A 26,910-nucleotide genomic window follows, 5' to 3' on the forward strand; every position below is an offset into this window, starting at 1 on the left:
ACGAAGTCAGTAACCATACATACGGTAGGGCGACGATGACGTGGTTTGAAGAGATTTTCGAAGAGTATTAACTATTATGCTTTACAAACTAGTGTAGAAGTGATATACTATAGGTGAAGTTACTAGTAGGTATTACAAAATAGATTAGAAGGGAGAAGTGATGAAAGAAACTCAGCTATTAAAAGGTGTTCTTGAAGGTTGTGTCTTGGATATGATTGGTCAAAAAGAGCGGTATGGTTATGAGTTGGTTCAGACTTTGCGAGAGGCTGGATTTGATACTATCGTTCCAGGAACTATTTATCCTTTGTTGCAAAAGTTAGAAAAAAATCAATGGATAAGAGGCGACATGCGCCCGTCGCCAGATGGTCCAGATCGGAAGTATTTTTCATTAATGAAAGAAGGAGAAGAGCGTGTCTCGGTCTTTTGGCAACAATGGGACGATTTGAGTCAAAAAGTAGAAGGGATTAAGAATGGGGGTTAAACCATGAAGAAAATGAAGTATTATGAAGAAACAAACAATTTGTTGCATGAGTTTTCTGAGGACAATCAGCAGTATTTTGAGGAGTTGTGGGAAAGTTTTAATCTTGCTGGATTTCTCTATGATGAAGACTATCTCAGAGAGCAGATTTATTTGATGATGTTAGATTTTTCAGAAGCAGAACGAGATGGCATGAGTGCAGAGGATTATTTAGGTAAGAATCCTAAAAAATTAATGAAAGAGATGCTCAAGGAAGCACCACGTAGTTCGGTCAAAGAGTCCTTTTTAACACCAATTCTTGTCCTGGCGGTATTACATTACTATCAACTACTAGGCGATTTTTCTAAAGGTCCTCTCTTAACAGTCAATTTGCTCACGTTTTTAGGGCAACTTCTTCTTTTTCTAGTTGGCTTTGGGCTTGTGGCTACAATCTTACGTTGGAGCTTAGTCCAAGATTCTTCTAAAATGAAAATTGGCACCTATATTGTCGTTGGGATTCTTGTTCTGCTAGTTGTTCTGGGATATGTAGGAATAGGAAGTTTTGTACAAGAAGGAGCCTTTTATCTTCCTGCTCCCTGGGACAGTTTCCTTGTCTTTACGCTTTCTCTAGTCATCAGTATTTGGAATTGGAAAGAAGCGGTCTTTCGTCCCTTTGTCAGTATGATTGTTGCCCATCTTGTGGTGGGTTCTCTGCTCCGTTATTATGAGTGGATGGGCATTTCAAATGTTTTCCTCACAAAGATTATTCCTTTAGCTGTCCTCTTTATTGGAATCTTTGTCTTGTTCCGTGGGTTTAAGAAGATAAAATGGAGTGAAATATAGTCAAAAAGCCGTTGCAAAGCGGTTTTTTGTTATAATTAAATGAAGAATGTAGAATTAAAGGAGAAAAATTTGATGAGATACATAACTCTTGGTCAAGATGACAAAGAATTATCAGAAATTGTTCTCGGAATGATGAGAATAGAAGATAAGTCTGTAAAAGAAGTTGAAGAGCTTGTAGAAACAGCACTTTCTGTTGGAATCAATGCTTTCGACTTGGCTGATATTTATGGTCGTGGTCGTTGTGAAGAACTGCTAGGTCTTGTCCTAAAAAATCGTCCAGATTTAAGAGAAAAGATGTGGATTCAGTCCAAATGTGGCATTCGCATTGAAGAATTTACCTATTTTGATTTTTCTAAGGACTATATTATAAAATCAGTTGACGGTATTTTGCAAAGATTGAAGATTGATCATCTAGATAGCTTGCTTCTTCATCGACCAGATGCTTTGATGGAATCTGACCAAGTAGCAGAAGCCTTTGATCTCCTTTATAAACAAGGTAAGGTTCGAGATTTTGGAGTTTCTAATCAAAATCCTATGATGATGGAGTTACTTAAAAAAGATGTCAAGCAGCCGTTAGCTGTTAATCAGCTGCAATTGAGTGCGGCTTTTACTCCAGGATTTGAATCAGGTTTTCATGTTAATATGGAAGATAGTCAAGCAGCTATGCGAGATGGCAGCATTTTTGAATATTGCCAATTACACGATGTGGTCATTCAAGCCTGGTCTGTCTTACAATTCGGGTATTTTAAAGGGAATTTTGTTGGAAATGAGAAATTTCAAGCTTTAAATCAAGTACTTGATCGTTTAGCTATTAAATATGGAGTAACCCCTTCAACTATTGCCATTTCTTGGATATTGCGTTATCCAGCAAAAATGCAGGCAGTCGTAGGTACCACAAATCCTAATCACTTGAGAGAAGTTAGCCAAGCGGCAAACTTTAGCTTAACAAGAAAAGAATGGTATGAAATTTATCTTGCAGCAGGGAATAATTTGCCGTAAGTAGAAGCAGATGTAAATAAATCACAGTCAAAAAGCCGTTGCAAAGCGGTTTTTTTGTTATAATGAAGGGAAGAATTATTGATTTTAAAGGAGAATAACATGACTTTTGAAGAAATCCTGCCTGGGTTAAAGGCTAAGAAAAAATATGTACGAACTGGTTGGGGAGGTGCTGAAAACTATGTCCAACTTTTTGACACTATCGAGCAAAATGGGGTTGCACTTGAAGTGACGCCCTACTTCCTAATCAACGTTTCTGGCGAAGGAGAAGGTTTTTCCATGTGGAGTCCGACACCTTGTGATGTTTTGGCGACGGATTGGGTAGAAGTGCATGACTAGACGCGTATTGATTACGGGAGTAAGTTCAGGGATTGGTCTGGCTCAGGCTCGACTCTTTTTAGAGAAGGGCTATCAAGTTTATGGAGTTGACCAAGGTGAAAATCTACTCTTAGAGGGTGATTTTCACTTTTTACAGAGAGATTTGACCTTGGACTTGGAACCTATTTTTGACTGGTGTCCTCAGGTTGAGGTTTTGTGCAATACTGCTGGAGTTTTGGATGATTACAAACCACTGTTGGAACAATCAGTGCAGGAAATTCAGGAGATTTTTGAAATCAACTACGTTACTCCAGTAGAGTTGACTCGGTATTATTTGACACAAATGCTAGAGAATAAAAAAGGAATCATTATCAATATGTGCTCCATTGCTTCTAGCCTAGCAGGTGGAGGTGGTCACGCCTATACTTCATCTAAGCATGCCTTGGCTGGATTTACCAAGCAGTTGGCTCTAGATTATGCAGAAGCTGGGATTCAGGTCTTTGGTATCGCTCCAGGAGCAGTCAAGACGGCTATGACCGCTGCGGATTTTGAGCCAGGAGGCTTAGCTGACTGGGTGGCTAGTGAAACACCAATCAAGCGCTGGATTGAACCAGAGGAAATAGCAGAGCTTAGCCTTTGCTTAGCTAGTGGAAAAGCAAGCGCCATGCAAGGACAAATCTTGACAATAGATGGCGGCTGGTCTTTGAAGTAGGAGGATCTGATGGAAATCAAAAGACACTTTGCAGTCTACGCTGTTTGCTTAGAAAATGGGAAGTTACTCTGCATTGAAAAAACGAGAGGCCCTTATCAACATCGGTAGGATCTACCTGGAGGCAGTCAGCAACTTGGTGAAGGACTGACGGAAACGCTGACTAGAGAAGTTATGGAAGAGACGGGATTTACTGTTAGAAGCTACTCTAATCCTCGAATCTACGATATTTTCGTCAGGGAAGAGTTAAAAAATTTTATAGTTCACCATGTCATGGCTTTGTATGATGTAGAAATGAATGAGAGTGCACCTCAAGTTACGACTTCGGAAGCTGTGTCTGATGGTGCGAATGATTCACTTGGATATATTTGGATGGATATTCAAGAGATTACAGAAGAAAATGTATCGCCATTAGTCTTGAAGGTTAAGTCTGAATTATTAGGACTTCCAGAACTGGACAAGACTTCTTACATGAATTGGAAGGTGAAGTAGAGGGATAATGGAACTATTTAAAACATGGAAGAAAAATATGGTTCTCTATGGTCTTAAATCTCAAATTGGAACTGTCTACCGAAACAATGATAGGACAACAAGCTTTTATGATGTTGGGAATTTTCTATACCTAGCAGGGGAGTTGGATTCCAGATTTTGGGAAGATTTTGTTAGAAAATATGGTTTAGATTATAAGATTATTATTTCAGAAAATACTAATTGGCAAGATTTTCTGCATCGAAAAGTGGGGCTAAATTCTTTTACTCGCTATTCTTTTAAAGATAAGGCAAATTTTCAAGTTGAATTTTTAAATAATCTAGTTACTCATTTAGAGGAAGGTTACAATATTGTGCCTATTGATAATCATATTTATAACTGCTTTTCTACGGAAGAATGGTCACAGGATTTACAGGGAGATTTTGACTCCTATCAGGATTTTGTTTTAAAAGGTGGATTTGGCTTTGTGATTCTTAAAAATAATGAACTGATTGCTGGGATTTCCTCAGGGTTAGTTTACCGTAAAGCAGTTGAAGTGGAAGTTGCAACTAGACCAAACGAACAAGGAAATGGATTTGCTAAAAAGCTTGGTGCTGCAATGATTCTAGAGAGTTTAAATAGAGATATGTTTCCACTTTGGGATGCTCATAATGAGGCTTCCAAAAAAGTAGCAGAATTTTTAGGATATGAGTTATCTGAACCTTATGAAGCTTTTGAACTAGAGGAAATTTTGATATAATTATATATGATATTGTATCTTTTAAGACGAGGTGAATGACTATGAGAAATCAACTTGCCCTTAGTGGCGAAAAAATTCTTGAAAAAATTTATCCTCAACTATTTCACCACGTCGGCATGATTCGTGGGGAATACTTATTGAGAGAGCTTAATCAAAACATCATATTAGCAAGTTGTCAGCAATTTGTAAAAGATTATCTTGATACTATTTGCTCCTTTTACTTAGATAAGTAAGTTTGGTATCGTTTTTCTGAATTAACGAATACAGAAGCCAATTGTTTAGTGGGGACTAGAGAGTTTTTTGACGAAGGGCATCCCTTGTTTGGCTATAGAGGAACCAGGCGTTTACTGGCGTGTTTGGATGAATTTCAGGCTGAAGCACATGTCGTTACAGAAGTTTATCAAACCAATCCCAATCTATCTCTTATCTTTCCTTTTGTCAATGATGCCGACCAATTAAAACAAGCTATTACAGTATTGCGTCAGTATGGCTTTACTGGGAAAGTCGGAACGATGATTGAATTACCGTCAGCGTATTTTGACTTGGATAGGATACTGGAAACGGGCATTTCAAAGATTGTAGTTGGAATGAATGATTTGACTTCCTTTGTTTTTGCGACTATGAGAAACAGTCAATGGCATGATATGGAAAGTCCAATAATGTTAGATATGCAGGATAAAGCAAGAAAGAACAAGATTGATTTTGCTGTAGCAGGCTATCTGAATACTTCTTTCATACAAAAAATGAATCAGTTGGGTATCAAGTGCATTATCCACTACAGTTCTATTCCAGAGATTTTTGATTTAGAGATTGACCATCCAGATCATCTTAAAACACATAAAAGAAGAAAGTAAAAAATTACAAAGGAGTACCCATGATACCGCAAGAAATGTGGAATAAATACAAACAAATCAATCCTTCTATCGGAGATGAAATCGATGCCTGGGCTTTTGGAGTTGAACCAGACCTTTTAGCGGATTTGGTGTTTAAAGGAGAAAAGACAGCAACAGCATCAGCCTATGACCTCTATGTACTAGAAGACGAACCACTTCCCCAAGTAGGGACCTTCGATGTCATTTTAGATAGTCAAAATCAGGCTGTCTGCATTGTCGAAATTACAAAGGTTTCTGTTAAACCCTTCAATCGAGTGTCAGCTGACCATGCCTATAAGGAAGGTGAGGGAAACAAGACACTTGTCTATTGGCGCCAGGTTCATGAGGATTTTTTCAGAGACTGCTTGGGTGAAGCAGGATTGACTTTTACACCTGAAAGCAAGGTTGTTTTAGAAGAATTTCGCAAGGTCTACCCACTGTAGACTATTAGAAGGAAGAAAGTTTTGGAAATCGCTGTCCAATCCTTTTTTCTCAAGCAAAATATGATATAATAAGTTTGTTTGAAGAAGAGCAGCAGCTCTTAAACTTAGAATAGGAGAAAACTATGCAAGCAGTTGAACATTTTATTAAGCAATTTGTTCCTGAACATTATGATTTATTTTTAGATTTGAGTCGTGAGACCAAGACTTTTTCTGGGAAAGTGACCATCACTGGTCAAGCACAGAGTGACCGCATCTCCCTCCACCAAAAAGATTTGGAAATCACCTCTGTAGAAGTTGCAGGTCAAGCTCGTCCATTTACAGTTGACCATGACAATGAAGCCCTTCATATCGAATTGGCTGAGGCTGGTCAAGTTGAATTGGTTCTTGCCTTTTCTGGTAAAATTACAGACAACATGACAGGGATTTACCCTTCTTATTATACAGTTGATGGAGTCAAGAAGGAGGTCTTGTCTACTCAGTTCGAGAGCCATTTTGCGCGCGAAGCTTTCCCATGTGTGGATGAGCCTGAAGCCAAAGCAACTTTTGACCTCTCTCTTCGCTTTGACCAAGCAGAAGGTGAATTGGCCTTGTCAAACATGCCAGAAATCGATGTTGAAAACCGTAAGGAAACAGGTATCTGGAAGTTTGAGACAACACCTCGCATGTCTTCTTACTTGTTGGCCTTTGTTGCTGGTGATTTGCAAGGGGGGACCACTAAAACTAAGAATGGTACCCTCGTTGGTGTATACTCTACCAAAGCACATCCACTTTCTAACCTTGATTTCTCTTTGGACATTGCCGTTCGCTCTATCGAGTTTTACGAAGATTACTACGGAGTCAAGTATCCAATCCCTCAATCTCTCCATATCGCCCTTCCTGACTTCTCAGCTGGAGCTATGGAAAACTGGGGTCTTGTGACCTACCGTGAAGTTTACTTGGTTGTGGATGAGAACTCTACTTTTGCCAGCCGTCAACAAGTTGCCCTTGTTGTGGCCCATGAATTGGCTCACCAATGGTTTGGTAACCTTGTTACTATGAAATGGTGGGATGACCTTTGGCTCAATGAAAGCTTCGCTAACATGATGGAATACGTCTGTGTGGATGCCATTGAGCCAAGTTGGAATATCTTTGAAGATTTCCAAACAGGTGGTGTTCCTCTTGCTCTTGAACGTGACGCGACTGATGGTGTTCAGTCTGTTCACGTCGAAGTCAAACACCCAGATGAAATCAATACCCTCTTTGATGGCGCTATCGTCTATGCCAAAGGAAGCCGTCTCATGCACATGCTTCGTCGTTGGCTAGGTGATGCCGATTTTGCCAAAGGTTTGCATGCCTACTTTGAAAAACATCAGTACAGCAATACAATTGGTCGTGACCTTTGGGATGCTCTTGGTCAAGCATCTGGCCGTGATGTCGCAGCTTTCATGGATTCTTGGTTGGAACAACCTGGTTATCCAGTTCTCACTGTCAAAGTTGAAAATGATGTTTTGAAGATTTCACAAAAACAATTCTTCATCGGTGAGCACGAAGATAAGAACCGTCTCTGGGTTGTGCCACTCAATAGCAACTGGAAAGGCTTGCCTGATACACTTGAAACTGAAAGTATCGAAATCCCTGGCTACGCAGCTCTTCTTGCAGAAAACAAAACAGCACTTCGTCTCAACACAGAAAATACAGCCCACTACATTACAGACTATCAAGGAGACTTGTTAGATGCTGTTCTTGCTGACCTAGTTGAGCTTGATAACACAAGCAAATTGCAAATCGTCCAAGAACGTCGTTTGCTTGCTGAAGCAGGGCACATTTCTTATGCTGACTTGCTTCCAGTTCTTGATAAACTTGCTAAGGAAGAGTCTTATCTGGTGGTTTCAGCTGTTTCTCAAGTGATTTCAGCCCTTGAGCGCTTTATTGATGAAGGAACGGATGCTGAAAGAGCCTTCAAAGCCTTGGTTGCTAAATTGGCTCGTCATAACTATGACCGTCTTGGTTTTGAAGCTAAAGACGGAGAATCAGATGAGGATGAATTGGTTCGTCAGCTGGCTGTTTCGATGATGATTCGCTCAAATGATGCAGAAGCTAGTCAAGTCGCTAGCCAAATCTTTGCAACACACAAGGAGAATCTTGCAGGACTCCCAGCAGCTATTCGCTCACAAGTTCTGATCAATGAGATGAAACATCATGAGACTAAAGACTTGTTAGCACTTTATCTTGATACTTATACTCATGCAACAGATGCTGTCTTTAAACGTCAGTTGGCATCTGCTCTTGCCTATAGTAAAGATGCGGACAATATTCAAACCTTGATTGCTGCTTGGAAGGACAAATTTGTGGTGAAACCACAGGACTTGTCTGCTTGGTATTACCAATTCCTAGCTCATCAAGCAACTCAGAAAACAGCTTGGTCTTGGGCGCGTGAAAACTGGGCTTGGATTAAGGCAGCCCTTGGAGGAGATATGAGCTTTGATAGCTTTGTTATCCTTCCTGCTCATGTATTTAAGACTCAGCAACGCTTGGCAGAGTACAAGGAATTCTTTGAACCGCAACTTTCTGACCTTGCTCTTAGCCGTAACATCGGTATGGGAATCAAGGAAATTGCAGCGCGTGTTGACTTGATTAACCGTGAAAAAGCTGCAGTGGAAGCAGTCGTTCTTCAATACGGAACTAAATAATTAAGACTAAATAAAAGAAAACTCAGCTATCTCATGTAAAATGCAGAGAGTTGAGTTTTTTTTAAGGCAAATTTGGTATAATGGTTTTAATAAGGAGGAGTTTCTCATGATAAAAATCTTATTGGTTGAGGATGACCTAGGTCTGTCAAATTCAGTATTTGACTTTTTAGACGATTTTGCGGATGTCATGCAGGTATTTGATGGAGAAGAAGGTCTCTACGAAGCTGAAAGTGGTGTCTATGACTTGATTTTGCTGGATTTGATGTTGCCAGAAAAAAATGGCTTCCAAGTCTTGAAAGAATTGCGTGAAAAGGGGATTACGACTCCAGTTCTGATCATGACTGCCAAGGAAAGTTTGGATGACAAGGGACATGGATTTGAACTGGGAGCAGATGATTATCTGACCAAACCTTTCTACTTAGAAGAACTCAAAATGCGGATTCAGGCCCTTCTCAAACGTTCAGGTAAGTTTAATGAAAACACCTTGACTTATGGAAATATTGTAGTTAATTTGTCAACCAATACTGTTAAGGTTGAAGATACTCCAGTCGAATTACTGGGGAAAGAGTTTGATTTATTGGTTTATTTCCTTCAAAATCAAAATGTGATTTTGCCTAAGACGCAGATTTTTGATCGTCTATGGGGATTTGATAGTGACACAACGATTTCAGTTGTCGAAGTTTATGTTTCAAAAGTCCGTAAGAAATTAAAAGGAACCACTTTTGCAGAGAATTTGCAAACCTTGCGCAGTGTTGGGTATATTTTAAAAGATGTTCAGTAAACTAAAAAAAACATGGTATGCGGATGATTTTAGTTATTTTATCCGCAACTTTGGTGTCTTCACTCTGATTTTCTCTACAATGACTCTGATTATTTTGCAGGTCATGCATTCGAGTCTCTATACTTCGGTGGATGATAAACTCCACGGACTGAGTGAAAATCCTCAAGCAGTTATTCAACTGGCAGTGAATAGGGCAACAGAAGAGATTAAAGATTTAGAAAATGCTAGGGCGGACGCTAGTAAAGTAGAAATAAAACCTAATGTCAGTTCCAATACGGAAGTCATTCTCTTTGATAAGGACTTTACTCAACTTCTTTCTGGAAATCGATTTTTGGGCTTGGATAAGATTAGGTTAGAGAAAAAAGAACTAGGCCATATCTACCAGATTCAGGTTTTTAATAGCTATGGGCAGGAAGAAATCTATCGCATGATTTTGATGGAAACCAATATCAGTTCGGTTTCAACCAATATCAAGTATGCTGCTGTCTTGATAAATACCAGTCAGTTGGAGCAGGCCAGTCAAAAGCATGAGCAATTGATTGTCGTTGTGATGGTAAGTTTCTGGATTTTGTCTTTGCTTGCAAGTCTTTATCTAGCTCGGGTTAGTGTTCGACCCCTGCTTGAGAGCATGCAGAAGCAGCAGTCCTTTGTGGAAAATGCCAGTCATGAGTTACGGACTCCACTTGCAGTTTTGCAAAATCGCTTAGAGACCCTTTTCCGTAAGCCAGAAGCTACCATTATGGATGTGAGCGAAAGTATTGCATCGAGTTTGGAAGAAGTCCGAAATATGCGTTTTTTGACGACAAACTTGCTGAACTTAGCTCGGAGAGATGATGGGATTAAGCCGGAGCTTGCAGAAGTTCCAACTAGTTTTTTCAATACGACTTTCACAAACTATGAGATGATTGCTTCGGAAAATGATCGTGTCTTCCGTTTTGAAAATCGTATCCATCGTCCGATTGTCACAGACCAGCTTCTCTTGAAGCAGTTGATGACTATCCTATTTGATAATGCTGTCAAGTATACTGAAGAGGATGGTGAAATTGATTTTCTTATCTCGGCGACCGATCGTAATCTGTATTTACTGGTTTCTGATAATGGAGTCGGTATTTCGACAGAAGATAAAAAGAAAATTTTTGATCGTTTTTATCGAGTGGACAAGGCTAGAACTCGTCAAAAAGGTGGTTTCGGTTTAGGATTATCTCTGGCCAAGCAAATTGTAGATGCGCTTAAAGGAACCATTACTGTTAAAGATAATAAACCCAAGGGAACAATCTTTGAAGTGAAGATTGCCATCCACACACCATCGAAAAAGAAAAAATAAAAAGAGTCTGGGGCAAAAGTCTAACCTTAAATATAAAAAGCGAACAAAACAAGTTATCTGACACTCAGAATTCTGTTTTGTTCGCTTTTTTGTCTAATCTATCGATTTTAAAAACTTATAATAAAGAATTCCTAAAATCAAAATCCTTTTGTCCCAGACTCTTTTGGATTTATTTTCTACGTTTTCGTTTGATAATAGACCGTTGAACTTTTAAAACAAGTAAGCTGGATCCGATTGCTGCGGCAAAGGCAAGAGCAGTTGATAATTTTAATGCTAAAAAGATAAAACTAAAGATAGCAATACAGATACAAAAAACAGCGATATTAACAAAAAATAAAATTTCTTTGAGATTGCTATCAGCTTGTGCTTCAGGTGCATAAGCTTGATAATGAGGAAGTTGCTGGTTTAATTCTTCTTGATAGTCTACCTCATAGGATTGTAATTTTCTTACGGGCATGATTCTCTCCTTAACAGTACATACCTATTTTATCATTTTTTCGGCAGAGAATTATTACAGAAAGGTTACAAAAAGAATAAAGTCCCTTTTCATTTTCAAAGCATGGCTGATTTGCTAGAAATGTGGTATAGTTTTTCCTATGGAAAAGATTATCATTACAGCAACTGCTGAAAGTATTGAACAAGTCGAACAACTACTCGAAGCTGGCGTAGACCGTATCTATGTCGGTGAGAAAGATTTTGGCCTTCGTCTGCCAACAACCTTTAGTCATGACCAATTGCGTGAAATCGCTAAGTTGGTTCATGATGCTGGTAAGGAATTGCTCGTTGCGGTCAATGCTCTCATGCACCAAGATATGATGGACCGTATCAAGCCTTTCTTAGACTTCTTGGAAGAAATCAAGACAGACTATATTACGATTGGGGATGCAGGCGTCTTTTACGTAGTTAACCGCGATGGTTATTCATTTAAGACCATCTACGATGCTTCAACCATGGTAACTAGCAGTCGTCAGATTAACTTCTGGGGACAAAAGGCTGGCGCATCTGAGGCTGTTTTGGCGCGTGAAATTCCATCAGCTGAACTTTTCAAAATGCCAGAGATTTTGGAAATTCCTACTGAAGTTTTGGTTTACGGTGCTAGCGTCATCCATCATTCTAAACGTCCACTCTTGCAAAACTACTATAACTTTACACATATCGATGATGAAAAGACGCATAAACGTGACCTCTTCTTGGCTGAGCCAAGTGATCCAGAGAGCCACTATTCCATTTTTGAAGATAATCATGGGACCCATATCTTTGCCAACAATGACCTTGATTTGATGATCAAATTAACAGAATTGGTGGAGCATGGCTTTACTCACTGGAAATTAGGAGGTCTCTATACACCTGGTCAGAACTTTGTTGAGATTGCAAAACTCTTTATCCAAGCGCGTAGCTTGATCCAAGAGGGCAACTTTAGTCATGACCAAGCCTTCTTGCTGGATGAAGAAGTGCGCAAGTTACATCCTAAAAACCGTTTCCTTGATACAGGATTTTATGATTACGATCCTGACATGGTTAAATAAAGTAAATGATTCGTTGAGAGAAGGAAGATGCAAATATTTCTTCTCTCAATTTTTCTTATTCTCCAATATTTTCAAAAAAATCAGCAGGCTAGGATGCTCTGTTTGCTGGGATTTTTAACACAAGTAACCTTCTTGAGTTTGAAAATTATCACATGTTTGCAGGTGCCAAATGGCCCTTTTTTTGGTATAATTTTTTATAATGAAAACGATTGGTAATCGCTATGTTGTGGTGGATTTAGAGGCAACTAGCACAGGTAGTAAGGCTAAAATTATCCAAGTGGGAATTGTCGTGATTGAGGACGGAAAAATCGTTGATCACTATACGACGGATGTCAATCCACATGAACCCTTGGATGCTCATATCAAAGAACTGACAGGATTGACAGACCAACGTCTGGCGCAAGCACCTGATTTTTCGCAAGTTGCTAGAAAAATCTTTGACTTGGTAGAGGATGGGATTTTTGTAGCCCACAATGTTCAGTTTGATGCCAATCTTTTGGCGGAAAATTTATTTTTTGAAGGTTATGAGCTAAGAAATCCTCGTGTTGATACGGTCGAATTGGCTCAGGTCTTTTTCCCTGAACTGGAAAAATATAGTTTGCCGATATTGTGCCGAGAATTAGGAATTCCTCTTAAACACGCACACACAGCCCTTTCAGATGCCCAAGCTACAGCAGAATTACTTCTTTTTTTACGGGAAAAGATGACCCAGCTTCCTAAAGGACTCTTGGAACGCTTGCTGGAAATGGCTGACGCCCTCCTATATGAGTCCTACCTGGTTATTGAAGAAATTTATCGCAGCCAATCTATTCTGAGTTCTTCAGATTTGGTCCAAGTTCAAGGACTGTATTTCAAGAAAACTGCAGATCCCATGGAGTCACGAAAACTATCTCAAGATTTTTCTAAAAATATTTCTCTGTTGAATCTTGAAGTGAGGGAGGAGCAAGAAAATTTTGCTAAAGAGGTTGGCTTGCTATTGAAAGATGAGCCTGTATCATTAATTCAAGCGCCGACTGGGATTGGGAAAACTTATGGCTATCTCTTACCCGCTTTATCTCAAGCCAAAGAGCATCAGATTGTCCTTAGCGTTCCGACAAAGATTCTTCAAAATCAAATCATGGAAGAAGAAGGTAAACGCCTCAAGGAAGTATTTCATACAGATATTCATTCTTTAAAGGGGCCTCAAAATTATTTGAAGTTGGATGCCTTTTATCGTTCCTTGCAGGAAAATGATGAAAATCGCTTATTTAGACGCTTTAAAATGCAAGTCTTGGTCTGGCTGACAGAGACAGAGACAGGAGATTTGGATGAAATTGGTCAACTCTACCGTTACCAACATTTTCTAACAGATCTTCGTCATGACGGGAATTTATCATCTCAAAGCTTATTTGTGACGGAAGATTTTTGGAAACGTAGTCAAGAAAGAGCACAAACCTGCAAGCTTTTAGTGACCAATCATGCCTATCTTGTAACCAGACTTGAAGATAATCCTGAATTTGTCAGTGACCGTTTACTGATTATCGATGAAGTTCAAAAAGTTTTGTTGGCTTTAGAAAATCTGCTTCAAGAGACCTACGATATCCAGTATATTATTGATTTAGTTGATAAGGCCTTACTGGAGGAGCAAAATAAGGTCCAGCAACGAATACTAGAAAGTATTCGCTTTGAGTGCTTCTACTTGATAGAACAATTTCAGTCTGGTAAATCTAGGAAAAATATCTTAGATTCTCTAGCCAATCTCCATCAGTATTTTTTAGAATTAGAAGTAGAAGGCTTTGAGGAGCTGGTCCGCTATTTTACAGCTGACCGAGATTACTGGCTTGAAGCAACTGAAACGAGTCAAAAGAAAATTCAGATTTCTTCTACAAAATCTGGCCGTATTCTTCTGTCCTCTTTAATACCTGAGAGTTGTCAAGTCTTGGGAGTATCGGCTACTCTTGAGATTAGTCAGAGAGTTTCTTTGGCCGACCTTTTAGGCTATCCTGAAGCCAAATTTGTCAAGATTGAAGCTGGTAAAAAACAGGACCAAGAAGTGGTCTTGGTCAAAGATTTCCCTCTGGTGACAGAAACTTCCTTAGAAGTCTATGCCAAAGAGGTAGCTGATTTACTAGTGGAAATTCAAGCTTTCCAGCAACCGATTTTGGTTCTCTTTACCGCTAAAGATATGCTTCTAGCAGTTTCAGACATACTTCCTGTAAGCCATCTGGCCCAGTATAAAAATGGGGATGTTCATCAGCTAAAGAAGCGCTTTGAAAAAGGAGAACAACAAATCTTGCTTGGTGCAGCAAGTTTCTGGGAGGGAGTTGATTTTTCAAGTCATCCTTTTGTGATTCAAGTTGTACCAAGACTTCCTTTCCAAAATCCCCAAGAGCCCTTGACGAAAAAGATCAATCAGGAACTAATTCAAGAAGGGAAAAATGCCTTTTATGATTATCAATTGCCAATGGCCATTATTCGTTTAAAACAGGCTTTGGGAAGAAGTATGAGACGCGAACACCAACGTTCCTTAACTCTTATTTTGGATAGGAGAATTGTCGGAAAGCGATATGGCAAACAAATAGTAGCATCTCTAGCAAAAGAAGCGACTGTTAAAACCGTCTCTCGATCCGAAGTTGATGAAGCTGTTGATAAATTTTTAAATGAACTTTGATAAATAGTATTGTATGAAAGTATAAGGTTAGTATATATGAAACGTTCTCTCGACTCTAGAGTCGATTATAGTTTGCTCTTGCCAGTATTTTTTCTACTGGTCATCGGTGTGGTGGCTATCTATATAGCCGTTAGTCATGATTATCCAAATAATATTTTGCCCATTTTAGGGCAGCAGGTCGCCTGGATTGCCTTGGGGCTTGTGATTGGTTTTGTGGTCATGCTCTTTAATACAGAATTTCTTTGGAAGGTGACCCCCTTTCTATATATTTTAGGCTTGGGCCTTATGATCTTGCCGATTGTATTTTATAATCCAAGCTTAGTTGCATCAACGGGTGCCAAAAACTGGGTATCAATAAATGGAATTACCCTATTCCAACCGTCAGAATTTATGAAGATATCCTATATCCTCATGTTGGCTCGTGTCATTGTCCAATTTACAAAGAAACATAAGGAATGGAGACGCACGGTTCCGCTGGACTTTTTGTTAATTTTCTGGATGATTGTCTTTACCATTCCAGTCCTAGTTCTTTTAGCACTTCAAAGTGACTTGGGGACGGCTTTGGTTTTTGTAGCCATTTTCTCAGGAATCGTTTTATTATCAGGGGTTTCTTGGAAAATTATTATCCCAGTATTTGTGACTGCTGTAACAGGAGTTGCTGGTTTCTTAGCTATCTTTATTAGCAAGGACGGACGAGCTTTTCTTCACCAGATTGGAATGCCGACCTACCAAATTAATCGGATTCTGGCTTGGCTCAATCCCTTTGAGTTTGCCCAAACAACGACTTACCAGCAGGCTCAAGGGCAGATTGCCATTGGGAGTGGTGGCTTATTTGGTCAGGGATTTAATGCTTCGAATCTGCTTATCCCAGTTCGAGAGTCAGATATGATTTTTACGGTTATTGCAGAAGATTTTGGCTTTATTGGCTCTGTCCTGGTTATTGCCCTCTATCTCATGTTGATTTACCGTATGTTGAAGATTACTCTTAAATCAAATAACCAGTTCTACACTTATATTTCCACAGGTTTGATTATGATGTTGCTCTTCCACATCTTTGAGAATATCGGTGCTGTGACTGGACTACTTCCTTTGACGGGGATTCCCTTGCCTTTCATTTCGCAAGGGGGATCAGCTATTATCAGTAATTTAATTGGTGTTGGCTTGCTTTTATCGATGAGTTACCAGACTAATCTAGCTGAAGAAAAGAGTGGAAAAGTCCGATTCAAGCGGAAAAAGGTTGTATTAAAACAAATCAAATAAGGAGAAAATCATGGTAAAAGTAGCAGTTATGTTAGCTCAGGGCTTTGAAGAAATTGAAGCTTTGACAGTTGTAGATGTCTTGCGTCGTTCAAATATTACTTGTGATATGGTTGGTTTTGAAAAGCAAGTAACGGGTTCGCATGCAATCCAAGTAAGAGCAAATCATGTCTTTGATGGAGATTTATCAGACTATGACATGATTGTTCTTCCTGGCGGTATGCCTGGTTCTGCACATTTGCGCGATAATCAGGCCTTGATTCAAGAGTTGCAAAGATTCGAGCAAGAAGGGAAGAAACTAGCAGCCATTTGTGCGGCACCAATTGCCCTCAATCAAGCAGGGGTATTGAAAAACAAGCAGTACACTTGTTATGATGGTGTTCAAGAGCAAATCCTTGATGGTCACTACGTCAAGGAAACAGTAGTGGTAGATGGTCACTTGACAACCAGTCGAGGTCCCTCGACAGCCCTTGCCTTTGCCTACGAGTTGGTAGAGCAACTAGGAGGAGACGCAGAGACTTTACGAACAGGAATGCTCTATCGAGATGTCTTTGGTAAAAATCAGTAAAACGGGAGTTATTCTCTCGTTTTTTATGTGGAAAAATCAGGGAAATCATCGCTTTTTTCATAAAAAAATGCTATAATGAAGGGTATGAAATATCACGATTATATCTGGGATTTAGGTGGAACTTTACTGGATAATTATGAAATTTCAACAGCTGCATTTGTTGAAACATTGGCACTGTATGGCATTATACAAGACCATGACAGTGTCTATCAAGCTTTAAAGGTTTCTACTGATTTGGCGATTGAGACATTCGCTCCCAATTTAGAGAATTTTTTAGAAAAGTACAAGGAAAATGAAGCCAGAGAGCTTGAACACCCGATTTTATTTGAAGGAGTTTTTGACCTATTGGAAGACATTTCAAATCAAGGTGGCCGTCATTTTTTGGTCTCTCATCGAAATAATCAGGTTTTGGAAATTTTAGAAAAAACCTCTATAGCAGCTTATTTTACAGAAGTGGTGACTTCTAGCTCAGGCTTTAAGAGAAAGCCAAATCCCGAGTCCGTGCTTTATTTAAGAAAAAAGTATCAGATTAGCTCAGGTCTTGTCATTGGTGATCGACCGATTGATATCGAAGCAGGTCAAGCTGCAGGACTTGATACCCACTTGTTTACCAGTATCGTGAATTTAAGACAAGTATTAGACATATAAGAAAAAGGAATAAGATGACAGAAGAAATCAAAAATCTGCAGGCACAGGATTATGATGCCAGTCAAATTCAAGTTTTAGAGGGCTTAGAGGCTGTTCGTATGCGTCCAGGAATGTATATCGGGTCAACTTCAAAAGAAGGTCTTCACCATCTAGTCTGGGAAATTGTTGATAACTCAATTGATGAGGCCCTGGCAGGATTTGCCAGCCATATTCAAGTTTTTATTGAGCCAGATGATTCGATTACTGTTGTCGATGATGGGCGTGGTATCCCAGTCGATATTCAGGAAAAAACAGGCCGTCCTGCTGTTGAGACCGTCTTTACAGTCCTTCACGCTGGAGGAAAGTTCGGCGGTGGCGGATACAAGGTTTCAGGTGGTCTTCACGGAGTAGGGTCATCAGTCGTTAATGCTCTTTCCACTCAATTAGACGTCCATGTCCACAAAAACGGTAAGATTCATTACCAAGAATACCGTCGTGGTCATGTTGTCGCAGATCTTGAAATAGTTGGAGATACGGATAAAACAGGAACAACTGTTCACTTCACACCGGACCCAAAAATCTTCACTGAAACAACAATCTTTGATTTTGATAAATTAAATAAACGGATTCAAGAGTTGGCCTTTCTAAATCGCGGTCTTCAAATTTCAATTACAGATAAGCGTGAAGGTTTGGAACAAACCAAGCATTATCATTATGAAGGTGGGATTGCTAGTTACGTTGAATATATCAACGAGAACAAGGATGTAATCTTTGATACACCAATCTATACAGACGGTGAGATGGATGATATCACAGTTGAGGTAGCCATGCAGTACACAACTGGTTACCATGAAAATGTCATGAGTTTCGCCAATAATATTCATACCCATGAAGGTGGAACGCATGAACAAGGTTTCCGTACAGCCTTGACACGTGTTATCAACGATTATGCTCGTAAGAATAAGTTACTGAAAGACAATGAAGATAATTTAACTGGGGAAGATGTCCGCGAAGGATTAACTGCAGTTATCTCAGTTAAACACCCAAATCCACAGTTTGAAGGACAAACCAAGACCAAATTGGGAAATAGCGAAGTGGTCAAGATTACCAATCGCCTCTTCAGTGAAGCCTTCTCCGATTTCCTCATGGAAAATCCACAGATTGCCAAGCGTATCGTGGAAAAAGGGATTTTGGCTGCCAAGGCTCGTGTGGCTGCCAAGCGTGCGCGTGAAGTCACTCGTAAAAAATCTGGTTTGGAAATTTCCAACCTTCCAGGGAAACTAGCAGACTGTTCTTCTAACAATCCTGCTGAAACAGAACTCTTCATCGTCGAAGGAGACTCAGCTGGTGGATCAGCCAAATCTGGTCGTAACCGTGAGTTTCAGGCTATCCTTCCAATTCGCGGTAAGATTTTGAACGTTGAAAAAGCTAGCATGGATAAGATTCTTGCTAACGAAGAGATTCGTAGTCTATTTACAGCGATGGGAACAGGATTTGGCGCAGAATTTGATGTTTCGAAAGCCCGTTACCAAAAACTCGTTTTGATGACCGATGCCGATGTCGATGGAGCCCACATTCGTACCCTTCTTTTGACCTTGATTTATCGTTATATGAAACCAATCCTAGAAGCTGGTTATGTTTATATCGCCCAACCACCAATCTATGGTGTCAAGGTTGGAAGCGAGATTAAAGAATATATCCAGCCGGGTGCAGATCAAGAAATCAAACTCCAAGAAGCTTTAGCCCGTTATAGTGAAGGTCGTACCAAACCGACTATTCAGCGTTATAAGGGGCTAGGTGAAATGGACGATCATCAGCTGTGGGAAACAACCATGGATCCCGAACATCGCTTGATGGCTAGAGTTTCTGTAGATGATGCTGCAGAAGCAGATAAAATCTTTGATATGTTGATGGGGGATCGAGTAGAGCCTCGTCGTGAGTTTATCGAAGAAAATGCTGTCTATAGTACACTTGATGTCTAAAAAATAGGGAGAAGTAGTTCCCTTGGTCTAAAAAATATGATATAATCGTTACGATTGTTTCAAGTAAAAAAGGAGTTTGATATGTCTAATGGACAACTAATTTATTTAATGGTTGCAATTGCAGTCATTTTAGTTCTGGCTTATGTAGTGGCAATCTTTCTACGTAAGCGAAACGAGGGGAGATTAGAGGCGCTAGAAGAAAGAAAAGAAGAACTATACAATCTTCCAGTAAATGATGAAGTAGAAGCTGTAAAAAATATGCACTTGATTGGACAAAGTCAAGTGGCTTTCCGTGAATGGAATCAAAAATGGGTCGATTTATCTCTCAACTCTTTTGCCGATATTGAAAATAATCTCTTTGAAGCAGAAGGCTATAACCATTCATTTCGTTTTCTCAAGGCCAGTCATCAAATTGACCAAATTGAGAGTCAAATTACTTTGATTGAAGAAGATATTGCTGAAATTCGCAATGCTTTGGCAGACTTAGAGAAGCAAGAATCTAAAAATAGTGGTCGTGTTCTTCATGCTTTGGATTTATTTGAGGAACTTCAGCATAGAGTTGCTGAAAATTCAGAACAGTATGGTCAAGCCTTGGATGAAATTGAAAAACAATTAGAAAATATCCAATCTGAATTTTCACAATTTGTAACCTTGAATTCATCGGGTGACCCTGTGGAAGCCGCAGTGATTTTGGATAATACAGAAAATCACATTTTGGCCTTAAGTCATATTGTGGATCGTGTTCCAGCCTTGGTTACGACGCTTTCTACAGAATTGCCAGATCAATTACAGGATTTGGAAGCCGGTTATCGTAAACTAATTGATGCTAATTATCATTTTGTTGAAACGGATATTGAAGCACGTTTCCACTTGCTTTATGAAGCATTCAAGAAAAACCAAGAGAATATTCGTCAGTTGGAATTGGATAATGCCGAATATGAGAATGGACAGGCACAAGAGGAAATCAATGCCTTGTATAATATTTTTACTCGAGAAATTGCTGCTCAGAAAGTAGTGGAAAATCTACTTGCAACTCTTCCAACTTACCTTCAACATATGAAAGAGAATAATACTTTATTGGGAGAAGATATTGCACGTTTGAACAAGACCTATTTACTTCCTGAGACAGTTGCAAGCCATGTTCGTCGTATTCAGACAGAATTAGAGAATTTTGAGGCAGCTATTGTTGAGGTAACTTCAAATCAAGAAGAGCCAACCCAAGCTTATTCAGTTCTTGAAGAAAATCTTGAGGATTTACAAACTCAACTAAAAGATATTGAAGATGAGCAAATTTCAGTTAGTGAGCGCCTGACACAAATTGAGAAAGATGATATTAATGCACGTCAAAAGGCCAATGTTTATGTCAATCGTCTCCATACTATCAAGCGATACATGGAAAAACGCAATCTGCCAGGTATTCCACAAACTTTCTTGAAGTTATTCTTTACGGCAAGCAATAATACCGAGGATTTAATGGTTGAGTTAGAACACAAAATGATTAACATTGAATCTGTTACCCGAGTTCTTGAAATTGCAACGAATGATATGGAAGCTTTAGAAACGGAAACTTATAATATTGTACAATATGCAACTTTGACAGAGCAACTCTTGCAATATTCTAACCGCTATCGCTCATTTGATGAACGCATTCAAGAAGCATTTAACGAAGCTTTAGATATTTTTGAAAAAGAATTTGATTATCACGCTTCATTTGACAAGATTTCTCAAGCATTGGAAGTGGCAGAGCCTGGTGTAACCAATCGCTTTGTTACCTCATATGAGAAAACACGTGAAACGATTCGTTTTTAAAAAGCTTAGTTCATTCTAAGCTTTTTTCTTTACTCAAAAGCCATGAGTTTACTTATTTATCATTGAAATTAATGCTTGGTTTTGATATTATTTAAATATGAAGAAAGATAGAACAAAGCGTGGTAGTCACGCTAAAATGGGACGGAGTAAAAGAGTCCAGTGGACTCTTTTAGCCTAAGCTAAATTTTAAAAAGCGAGGGTGGTTGTTTTCTCAAAGTTTTGAAGGAGCTAAAGCAAGAGCTATTATTATGAGCTTGTTGGAAACAGCTAAACGTCATCAATTACATAGCGAGAAATATCTATCCTATCTTCTAGAATGTCTTCCAAACGAGGAAACTCTCGTAAACAAAGAGGTTTTAGAGGCTTATTTACCATGGACTAAAGTTGTACAAGAAAGGTGAAAATAAGAAATCTCCAGATTAGGAACTATCGCTAAGTTCACTAATCTGGAGATTTTTCAATAGACTTCGTTATTGTACGGTTACGTTTGTCACAGTTCCTGAAATGCTTAATTCACGATTATAGTAAAATGAAATAAGAATAGGACAAATCGATCAGGACAGTCAAATCGATTTCTAAAAATGTTTTAGAAGTAGAGGTGTACTATTCTAGTTTCAATCTACTATAAAAGCACATGAACTATTCTATGACCGTGATTAGTAAGGTTTTTGCTTAATGAGTAATTGAATGGAAAGTAATTATTTAATAAAGAAATTTAGTCTTGTATTAATCGAGATTAAATTTCTTTATGTTTAAATTACATGAGAAGAGTGATTAATATTACAATTTTGTTACAAAATAAGTTTTTGATAGAATTTTCAGATAATTTAGGATATAATACTTTTAATTTAAATAAAAAGGAGTGATTTTATGGGAGACTGCAAAGATTTTTGTCATAAAAAGTACCAAATAGCAACGATTTTTCTGCTATCGGTCTTTGCATGCAGATTTTCTTTAGTACAGGTTAGTGCTGCTGAGGGGAAATTTGAAACATCCAATCAAGTTACACATGCAGTAATAATTAATAAATTAGATGATTCAAATAAGCTCGCACCGTCAGTCACGGCTGACAAGAATGCTCTAGATTCTTCTTCAAAGGAAAAAACAGAAGCGACAGCGTCAGTAAAACAAGATGATTCTATAGAATATAGAGATAATAAGTCAGACAAGAATGTAATCACACAGAAAGAAAAGACTGCTATAAAAAGTGAAGAGAAGAAGGAAGAATCAGCAGTAGAAAGAAGTTCTTCTTCCGAAAGTTCACAATCACAGTCGTTATCTCAAAGTGGACATAAAGAAAAGCCAAATAGTATCTCCAGTAATGAAATGATTACTGTCCCTAAAACATGGGAAGCAGGACACAAAGGGCAAGGAACTGTAGTCGCTGTTATAGATTCAGGCCTTGATTTGAATCATGAAGTTCTGCGTATTTCTGATCCGTCAAAGGCGAAATTTAAAAATCAGGATGATATCGAAAAAGCTAAAAAAGCTGCCGGTATTGACTATGGAAAATGGTACAGTGACAAGGTAGTATATGCTTATGATTACTTTGATGGAACTGATAATATAAAAGAGGCTGAAAAAGAGTCTCATGGAATGCACGTTACTGGTATTGTAGCTGGAAATCCAATTAATAAAGCCCCGAATTCTGAGAAGGTTTATGGGGTGGCGCCAGAAGCTCAAATTATGTTTATGAGAGTTTTTTCAGATAGAGATAAAACTACAGCCTCTGCCCTCTATGTAAAAGCCGTTGATGACGCAGTTGCGTTAGGTGCGGATGTGATCAATATGAGTTTGGGTGCAGGTGCGGGTTCAACTGTAGATGCGGGTTCAGATATTATTGAAGCAGTAAAAAGAGCACGCACTAAAGGAGTATCTGTTGTTATTGCTGCTGGTAATAGCAATACTTTCGGTAGAGGTTTTTCACAACCATTAGCAGAAAATCCTGATTATGGTCTCGTCGGAAATCCCTCTACAGTAGAAGATTCAATTTCTGTTGCTTCGATTAATAATAAAATTCTAACTACTGAAGTCTTTGAAGTAAAAGGTTTAGAAAATGACGCTACCCTTGATTATGGTAAGTTTGATTTTAATAGACCTGAAACAGAAAAAGATTTTGAAAAAGGGAAAGAATACGAATATGTAGCAACGGGTATTGGTCGTGAAGAAGATTTTGCTAATATTGATGTAAGAGGTAAGTTAGCACTGATTCAACGTGGTAAAATCCATTTCTCTGATAAGATTAAAAATGCTCTTCAACACGGTGCAGCTGGAGTTTTAATTTATAACAACGTTGAAGGTGCAAATGTTAGTATGTCTGTTACAGGTGATGCTAAGAAAATCCCATCTGTCTTTATTTCAAAATATTATGGTGAAATTCTTAAGTCTGGTCAGTATAAAATTGTCTTTAATCACAAGATGGATAATCGTAAATCAGATGTTGCAGACCAATTGTCAGATTTTTCAAGTTGGGGAGTTACAACAGATGGACAATTGAAACCAGATGTTACTGCACCTGGTGGAAATATCTATTCATCATTTAACGACAATAGTTATGGAAGTATAAGTGGAACAAGTATGGCGGCCCCTCATGTAGCTGGTGTCGCAGCATTAGTCAAAGAATATTTAGCAAAGAAACATCCTGAATTATCAGCTAGTCAAATTTCAGAGATTGTACAAGCTTTAATTATGTCTACTGCAAAACCACATTTTAATAAACAAACTGGAGCCTATACTTCTCCACGTCACCAAGGTGCTGGCGTAGTTGACACGATGGCGGCAACAAGCACAGATCTATTTGTAACAGGTGCAAATAATTATCCAAGTGTTACTCTTGGTAATGTTGGTGATAAATTTACCTTTGAAGTTACAATTCATAATATTTCGGATAAAGACCGAACATTGAAGATGATTGTAAATACAAATACGGACGAAGTTGAAGAAGGAAAATTCACTCTCCGTCCACGAAAACTAACTGAAACAGTTTGGCCCGAAGTAACTGTGAAAGCTCATAGTACGAAGACAGTAACAGTTAGTGTAGATACAAGTAAGTTTACTGAAGAACTTAGCAAAATAATGCCAAATGGTTATTTTCTAGAAGGATTTGTTAGATTTGTCAATCCTGCAGATGATGGTTCTGTTATTGGTTTACCATTTATGGGATTTAAGGGAGAATTCCAAAATCTACCTGCAATTGAAAAACCAATTTATCAATTGATTAAGGAAGGAAACAGTGGATTTTACTCTGAAATTGATAAAGATAATCCAGGAATTTCACCTTCAGACGATGTAACTTATTTAACAAGTTCTGAAAATGATGTAAATGTTTTAAAAGCAGAGCGTCAAGGAAATCGAGTGACTGTACTCGGAGTGAAACAAGATGATGAAGGAAAATACCATCTTCAATTAGATGAAAAGGGTAATGTTCGCCTTGCTATCTCGCCGAACGATGATGGTAATAAAGATTCTGTTCAATTTAAAACTCTTGTCTATAGAAACTTGGTAAATCTTCGTGCAACTGTTTATGATTCTTCGGATACAACACACAGTCAGCCTATTTGGCAAAGTCGTCCAACAGACCTTGTGAAAAATTATTTTGATGGCGATACTAGAAATCCAAGAAGTTACATTGTAGATAAAACAGCTTGGGGAGGACAGGATTCTAATGGAAATCGAGTCTCTGATGGAATTTATGACTATGTTATTAGTTATAAGCCAGATGTCCCTGGAGCTGAAGAACAATACACAATATTTAAAATTCAAATCGATACACAAAAACCTCTGATTACTTCGGGATATATTCGTTCTCAAAAAAATCAAGAACAATTTATAGCTCGTAAACCTCAGGATGTCGGAAATGGCGGAATTCTTCTAGAAAAAGTCTTTTATATTCGTCCTTCTGAAAATAGAGAGGCGGCAGATTCAGAAATCGAACAGTATCAGATTATCAAACAAAATGAAGATGGTAGTTATACACTTCCTAAGAACATTGATAAATCGAAAATCTTCTATTATGTGGAAGACTTTGCGGGAAATGTAGATTTTATATCTCTCAAAGATCTTGTAGGTGAAGAAAATAGTGGTCGTGTAAAAATTGCTATACTAAACAATAAAACCAATGATGAGATTGATACAACTTATGTTTATCGCATTAAAAATAGCGAAGGTCAATATGTAACCGTTGATAAGTCAAAAGATATTAATTTCTTGAAATTTGGGCATTATGTTGCAGAAATTTTTAGCTATGATCGTACAGAGTTGAAATTTGTGAGTGCTCTATCTAAGGAATTTGATTTAACGAAAGAAAATAGTTTTCAAACTATTACCTTCTTGGCTAACAAAATGAAATATGCCCCAGTAACAGTTGGCTTTAATCAAGCTGTTCCTGGAACTACAATGATTACTTTAGTAGGTGAAGACGGTCAGAGTCAAGTCTTGCCAGCTGAAACATATGGTAAACATTCTTATGGTAAGAAAGTGGTTACTGGTGAATATAAAGTTCTTGTAAATCTGTCAAACGGTTATGAATTACTTGATAATCTTCAACCATTTAAAGTTCTGTTTGGTAAAAATAATGTTTTGTCACTTTCAGTTGTTTCTAAGTTAGCTCTGATTGCAGCTTTAAATAAACAAATGGAAGTAGTTAAAACTCCAAGATATTATAATACAAAACAGAATTTAAAAGAGATGTTTGAGCAAAGTGTCAAAGATGCGCAACTAGCATTAGGAAGTAAACTTAACCAAGATAAAATTGACCAAATTGTTAAGGCTTTAGAGTCTGCTATGCAAACATTGGATGGTAAGGAATCTGATATCACATCATTGAAGAATGCCATTAAAGCATATGCTGAGACAGTTAAAAAAGGTAAATATATAAATTCTGATCAAGAACGCAAAGGTCAATATGATCGTGAATTTAAACTCTTGGCATTATTAATTACAAAAGATTTGATAACTCAAGATGAAATTGACCGTCTGTTGACCACTTTCTTGCAAGCTCAAGACCAGCTGAATGGGAAAGAAACAGATTTTATGAGCCTAAAGAATGTTATCGAGGATGAAGTGAAGTTCCAAGAAAAAGATCCAAGATTTTTGACAGCTAGCAAAGAGGAGAAAGATGCATATCATCTTATTTTCAACAAAGCTAAGCTACTTTTGGAAAATGCAGAAGCTAGTCAAGAAGAAATTAATGAAGTAATCAAAGCTCTAAAAGAAACGGTTGTAAAACTTAAGGCTAATAAAGTAGAGATCCCAACCAAACCAGTTGTACCAGTTAAGCCGGTTGATCCAACTAAAGCAGTTGCACCAGTTAATCCAGTTATTCCAGCTAAACCAGTTGTAACGATCAAGCCAGTTTCTCAAGTGCAACCTGTTAAATTAGTAAGTCAAAATAGACAAGTCTCAACTATTAAGCCTTCAATTAGCAATGATAAAATTGAGAAAGCTACATCAATTACAATACATCATTCCAATATAGAAGCTAAGCATGAGAATAAAACACTAGCTGGAAGTTATCAACAAGTGCTTTTAGCTACAGTCATCAAAGAAGGAAAACAGTTACCAGCCACTGGTGAGAATAACATGATTTCTATTATGCTAAGTATTTCTGGAATTTCTCTCTTGTTGTCAGTTATTGGACTTGTAACTTTTTCAAAAAGTGAGTAGAGAATACAAGCTAAATTCCCAAAGTAAGTTCCACCGCTAGTAGAATTGGAAGTTAGTCTGAGAAAAATCATAAAAACCAGTGGAATTCCGTGTCAGGGTAAGTTCCACTGGTTTTACTCATGCTTGATTTCTATAGTAGTATCGTGAGCAAAAGGATTCAAATTATAGTATAGTTGCTTAGTTTCAA

General features: G+C 38.2%; 19 protein-coding genes and 3 pseudogenes. 21 read left to right on the forward strand and 1 reads right to left on the reverse strand.

The features are described 5' to 3' along the window. Positions 1-160: 160 nt before the first annotated feature. From HT691_RS06195 to ciaH, 12 genes and pseudogenes are all read left to right on the forward strand, one after another. A complete protein-coding gene (locus tag HT691_RS06195) occupies positions 161-481 on the forward strand; it encodes a PadR family transcriptional regulator (protein WP_000665420.1) in 321 nt (106 codons plus the stop codon). 3 nt (positions 482-484) lie between these two features. Then, positions 485-1,300: a hypothetical protein gene (locus HT691_RS06200; RefSeq protein ID WP_000738385.1), complete on the forward strand. Its 816-nt coding sequence runs from the start codon at positions 485-487 to the stop codon at positions 1,298-1,300. A 72-nt stretch (positions 1,301-1,372) separates the two neighbouring features. Then, complete coding sequence (locus HT691_RS06205; protein WP_001269443.1) at positions 1,373-2,299, forward strand: aldo/keto reductase family oxidoreductase; 927 nt, start codon at positions 1,373-1,375, stop codon at positions 2,297-2,299. A gap of 99 nt (positions 2,300-2,398) precedes the next feature. Beyond that, entirely contained in the window at positions 2,399-2,635 is a 237-nt protein-coding gene (locus HT691_RS06210) for a DUF2829 domain-containing protein (RefSeq protein WP_000141913.1), read from the forward strand. Continuing rightward, on the forward strand, positions 2,628-3,326 hold the full coding sequence (locus HT691_RS06215) for a 3-oxoacyl-ACP reductase (RefSeq protein ID WP_000198454.1): 699 nt from the start codon (positions 2,628-2,630) through the stop codon (positions 3,324-3,326). Before HT691_RS06210 ends, HT691_RS06215 begins: the two co-directional genes overlap by 8 nt. Positions 3,327-3,335: 9 nt before the next feature. Further along, positions 3,336-3,815 (forward strand): annotated as a pseudogene (locus tag HT691_RS06220) (NUDIX hydrolase). A 7-nt stretch (positions 3,816-3,822) separates the two neighbouring features. Continuing rightward, positions 3,823-4,551, forward strand: coding sequence for a GNAT family N-acetyltransferase (locus tag HT691_RS06225; RefSeq protein WP_172925296.1), 729 nt, complete (start codon positions 3,823-3,825; stop codon positions 4,549-4,551). A gap of 41 nt (positions 4,552-4,592) precedes the next feature. Further along, positions 4,593-5,451 (forward strand): annotated as a pseudogene (locus tag HT691_RS06230) (putative PEP-binding protein). Continuing rightward, on the forward strand, positions 5,426-5,866 hold the full coding sequence (locus HT691_RS06235) for an ASCH domain-containing protein (protein ID WP_001812706.1): 441 nt from the start codon (positions 5,426-5,428) through the stop codon (positions 5,864-5,866). Before HT691_RS06230 ends, HT691_RS06235 begins: the two are co-directional and overlap by 26 nt. A gap of 122 nt (positions 5,867-5,988) precedes the next feature. Beyond that, positions 5,989-8,535, forward strand: a complete 2,547-nt coding sequence (locus HT691_RS06240) for a M1 family metallopeptidase (RefSeq protein WP_138706251.1) — start codon at positions 5,989-5,991, stop codon at positions 8,533-8,535. Positions 8,536-8,641: 106 nt separating this feature from the next. Beyond that, entirely contained in the window at positions 8,642-9,316 is a 675-nt protein-coding gene (ciaR, locus tag HT691_RS06245) for a two-component system response regulator CiaR (protein ID WP_000590639.1), read from the forward strand. Next, on the forward strand, positions 9,306-10,640 hold the full coding sequence (ciaH, locus tag HT691_RS06250) for a two-component system sensor histidine kinase CiaH (protein ID WP_023938233.1): 1,335 nt from the start codon (positions 9,306-9,308) through the stop codon (positions 10,638-10,640). The genes ciaR and ciaH overlap by 11 nt, the downstream gene beginning before the upstream one ends. 169 nt (positions 10,641-10,809) lie before the next feature. Here the strand turns inward: ciaH and HT691_RS06255 are convergent, their stop codons facing one another. Further along, entirely contained in the window at positions 10,810-11,097 is a 288-nt protein-coding gene (locus HT691_RS06255; protein WP_023933508.1) for a DUF3270 domain-containing protein, read from the reverse strand. Between the two features lie 139 nt (positions 11,098-11,236). On the opposite strand from HT691_RS06255, the gene HT691_RS06260 reads away from it, so the two are divergent. From HT691_RS06260 to HT691_RS06300, 9 genes and pseudogenes are all read left to right on the forward strand, one after another. Beyond that, complete coding sequence (locus HT691_RS06260) at positions 11,237-12,166, forward strand: peptidase U32 family protein (protein ID WP_023933510.1); 930 nt, start codon at positions 11,237-11,239, stop codon at positions 12,164-12,166. Between the two features lie 199 nt (positions 12,167-12,365). After that, positions 12,366-14,816, forward strand: a complete 2,451-nt coding sequence (locus HT691_RS06265) for a bifunctional DnaQ family exonuclease/ATP-dependent helicase (protein WP_172925297.1) — start codon at positions 12,366-12,368, stop codon at positions 14,814-14,816. Positions 14,817-14,852: 36 nt separating this feature from the next. After that, positions 14,853-16,076 carry an FtsW/RodA/SpoVE family cell cycle protein gene (locus tag HT691_RS06270; RefSeq protein WP_172925298.1) on the forward strand — a complete coding sequence of 408 codons (1,224 nt, stop codon included), beginning with the start codon at positions 14,853-14,855 and terminating at the stop codon, positions 16,074-16,076. Positions 16,077-16,086: 10 nt separating this feature from the next. Continuing rightward, entirely contained in the window at positions 16,087-16,641 is a 555-nt protein-coding gene (locus tag HT691_RS06275; RefSeq protein WP_023938224.1) for a DJ-1 family glyoxalase III, read from the forward strand. Between the two features lie 84 nt (positions 16,642-16,725). Continuing rightward, positions 16,726-17,289 (forward strand): HAD family hydrolase, encoded by a 564-nt coding sequence (locus HT691_RS06280; RefSeq protein WP_014017229.1) that lies wholly within the window; start codon positions 16,726-16,728, stop codon positions 17,287-17,289. Positions 17,290-17,303: 14 nt separating this feature from the next. Next, positions 17,304-19,250, forward strand: coding sequence for a DNA topoisomerase (ATP-hydrolyzing) subunit B (gyrB, locus tag HT691_RS06285; protein WP_000134037.1), 1,947 nt, complete (start codon positions 17,304-17,306; stop codon positions 19,248-19,250). Between the two features lie 81 nt (positions 19,251-19,331). Continuing rightward, positions 19,332-21,059: a septation ring formation regulator EzrA gene (gene ezrA, locus HT691_RS06290; RefSeq protein ID WP_172925299.1), complete on the forward strand. Its 1,728-nt coding sequence runs from the start codon at positions 19,332-19,334 to the stop codon at positions 21,057-21,059. 191 nt (positions 21,060-21,250) lie between these two features. Next, positions 21,251-21,460: pseudogene (locus tag HT691_RS06295) on the forward strand (transposase domain-containing protein); the annotation flags it as partial. Between the two features lie 469 nt (positions 21,461-21,929). Beyond that, positions 21,930-26,723 carry a S8 family serine peptidase gene (locus tag HT691_RS06300; protein WP_172925300.1) on the forward strand — a complete coding sequence of 1,598 codons (4,794 nt, stop codon included), beginning with the start codon at positions 21,930-21,932 and terminating at the stop codon, positions 26,721-26,723. The last annotated feature ends 187 nt before the right edge of the window (positions 26,724-26,910 follow it).

The sequence above is a fragment of the Streptococcus sp. 477 genome (assembly GCF_013277295.1).
Taxonomy (GTDB): domain Bacteria; phylum Bacillota; class Bacilli; order Lactobacillales; family Streptococcaceae; genus Streptococcus; species Streptococcus pseudopneumoniae.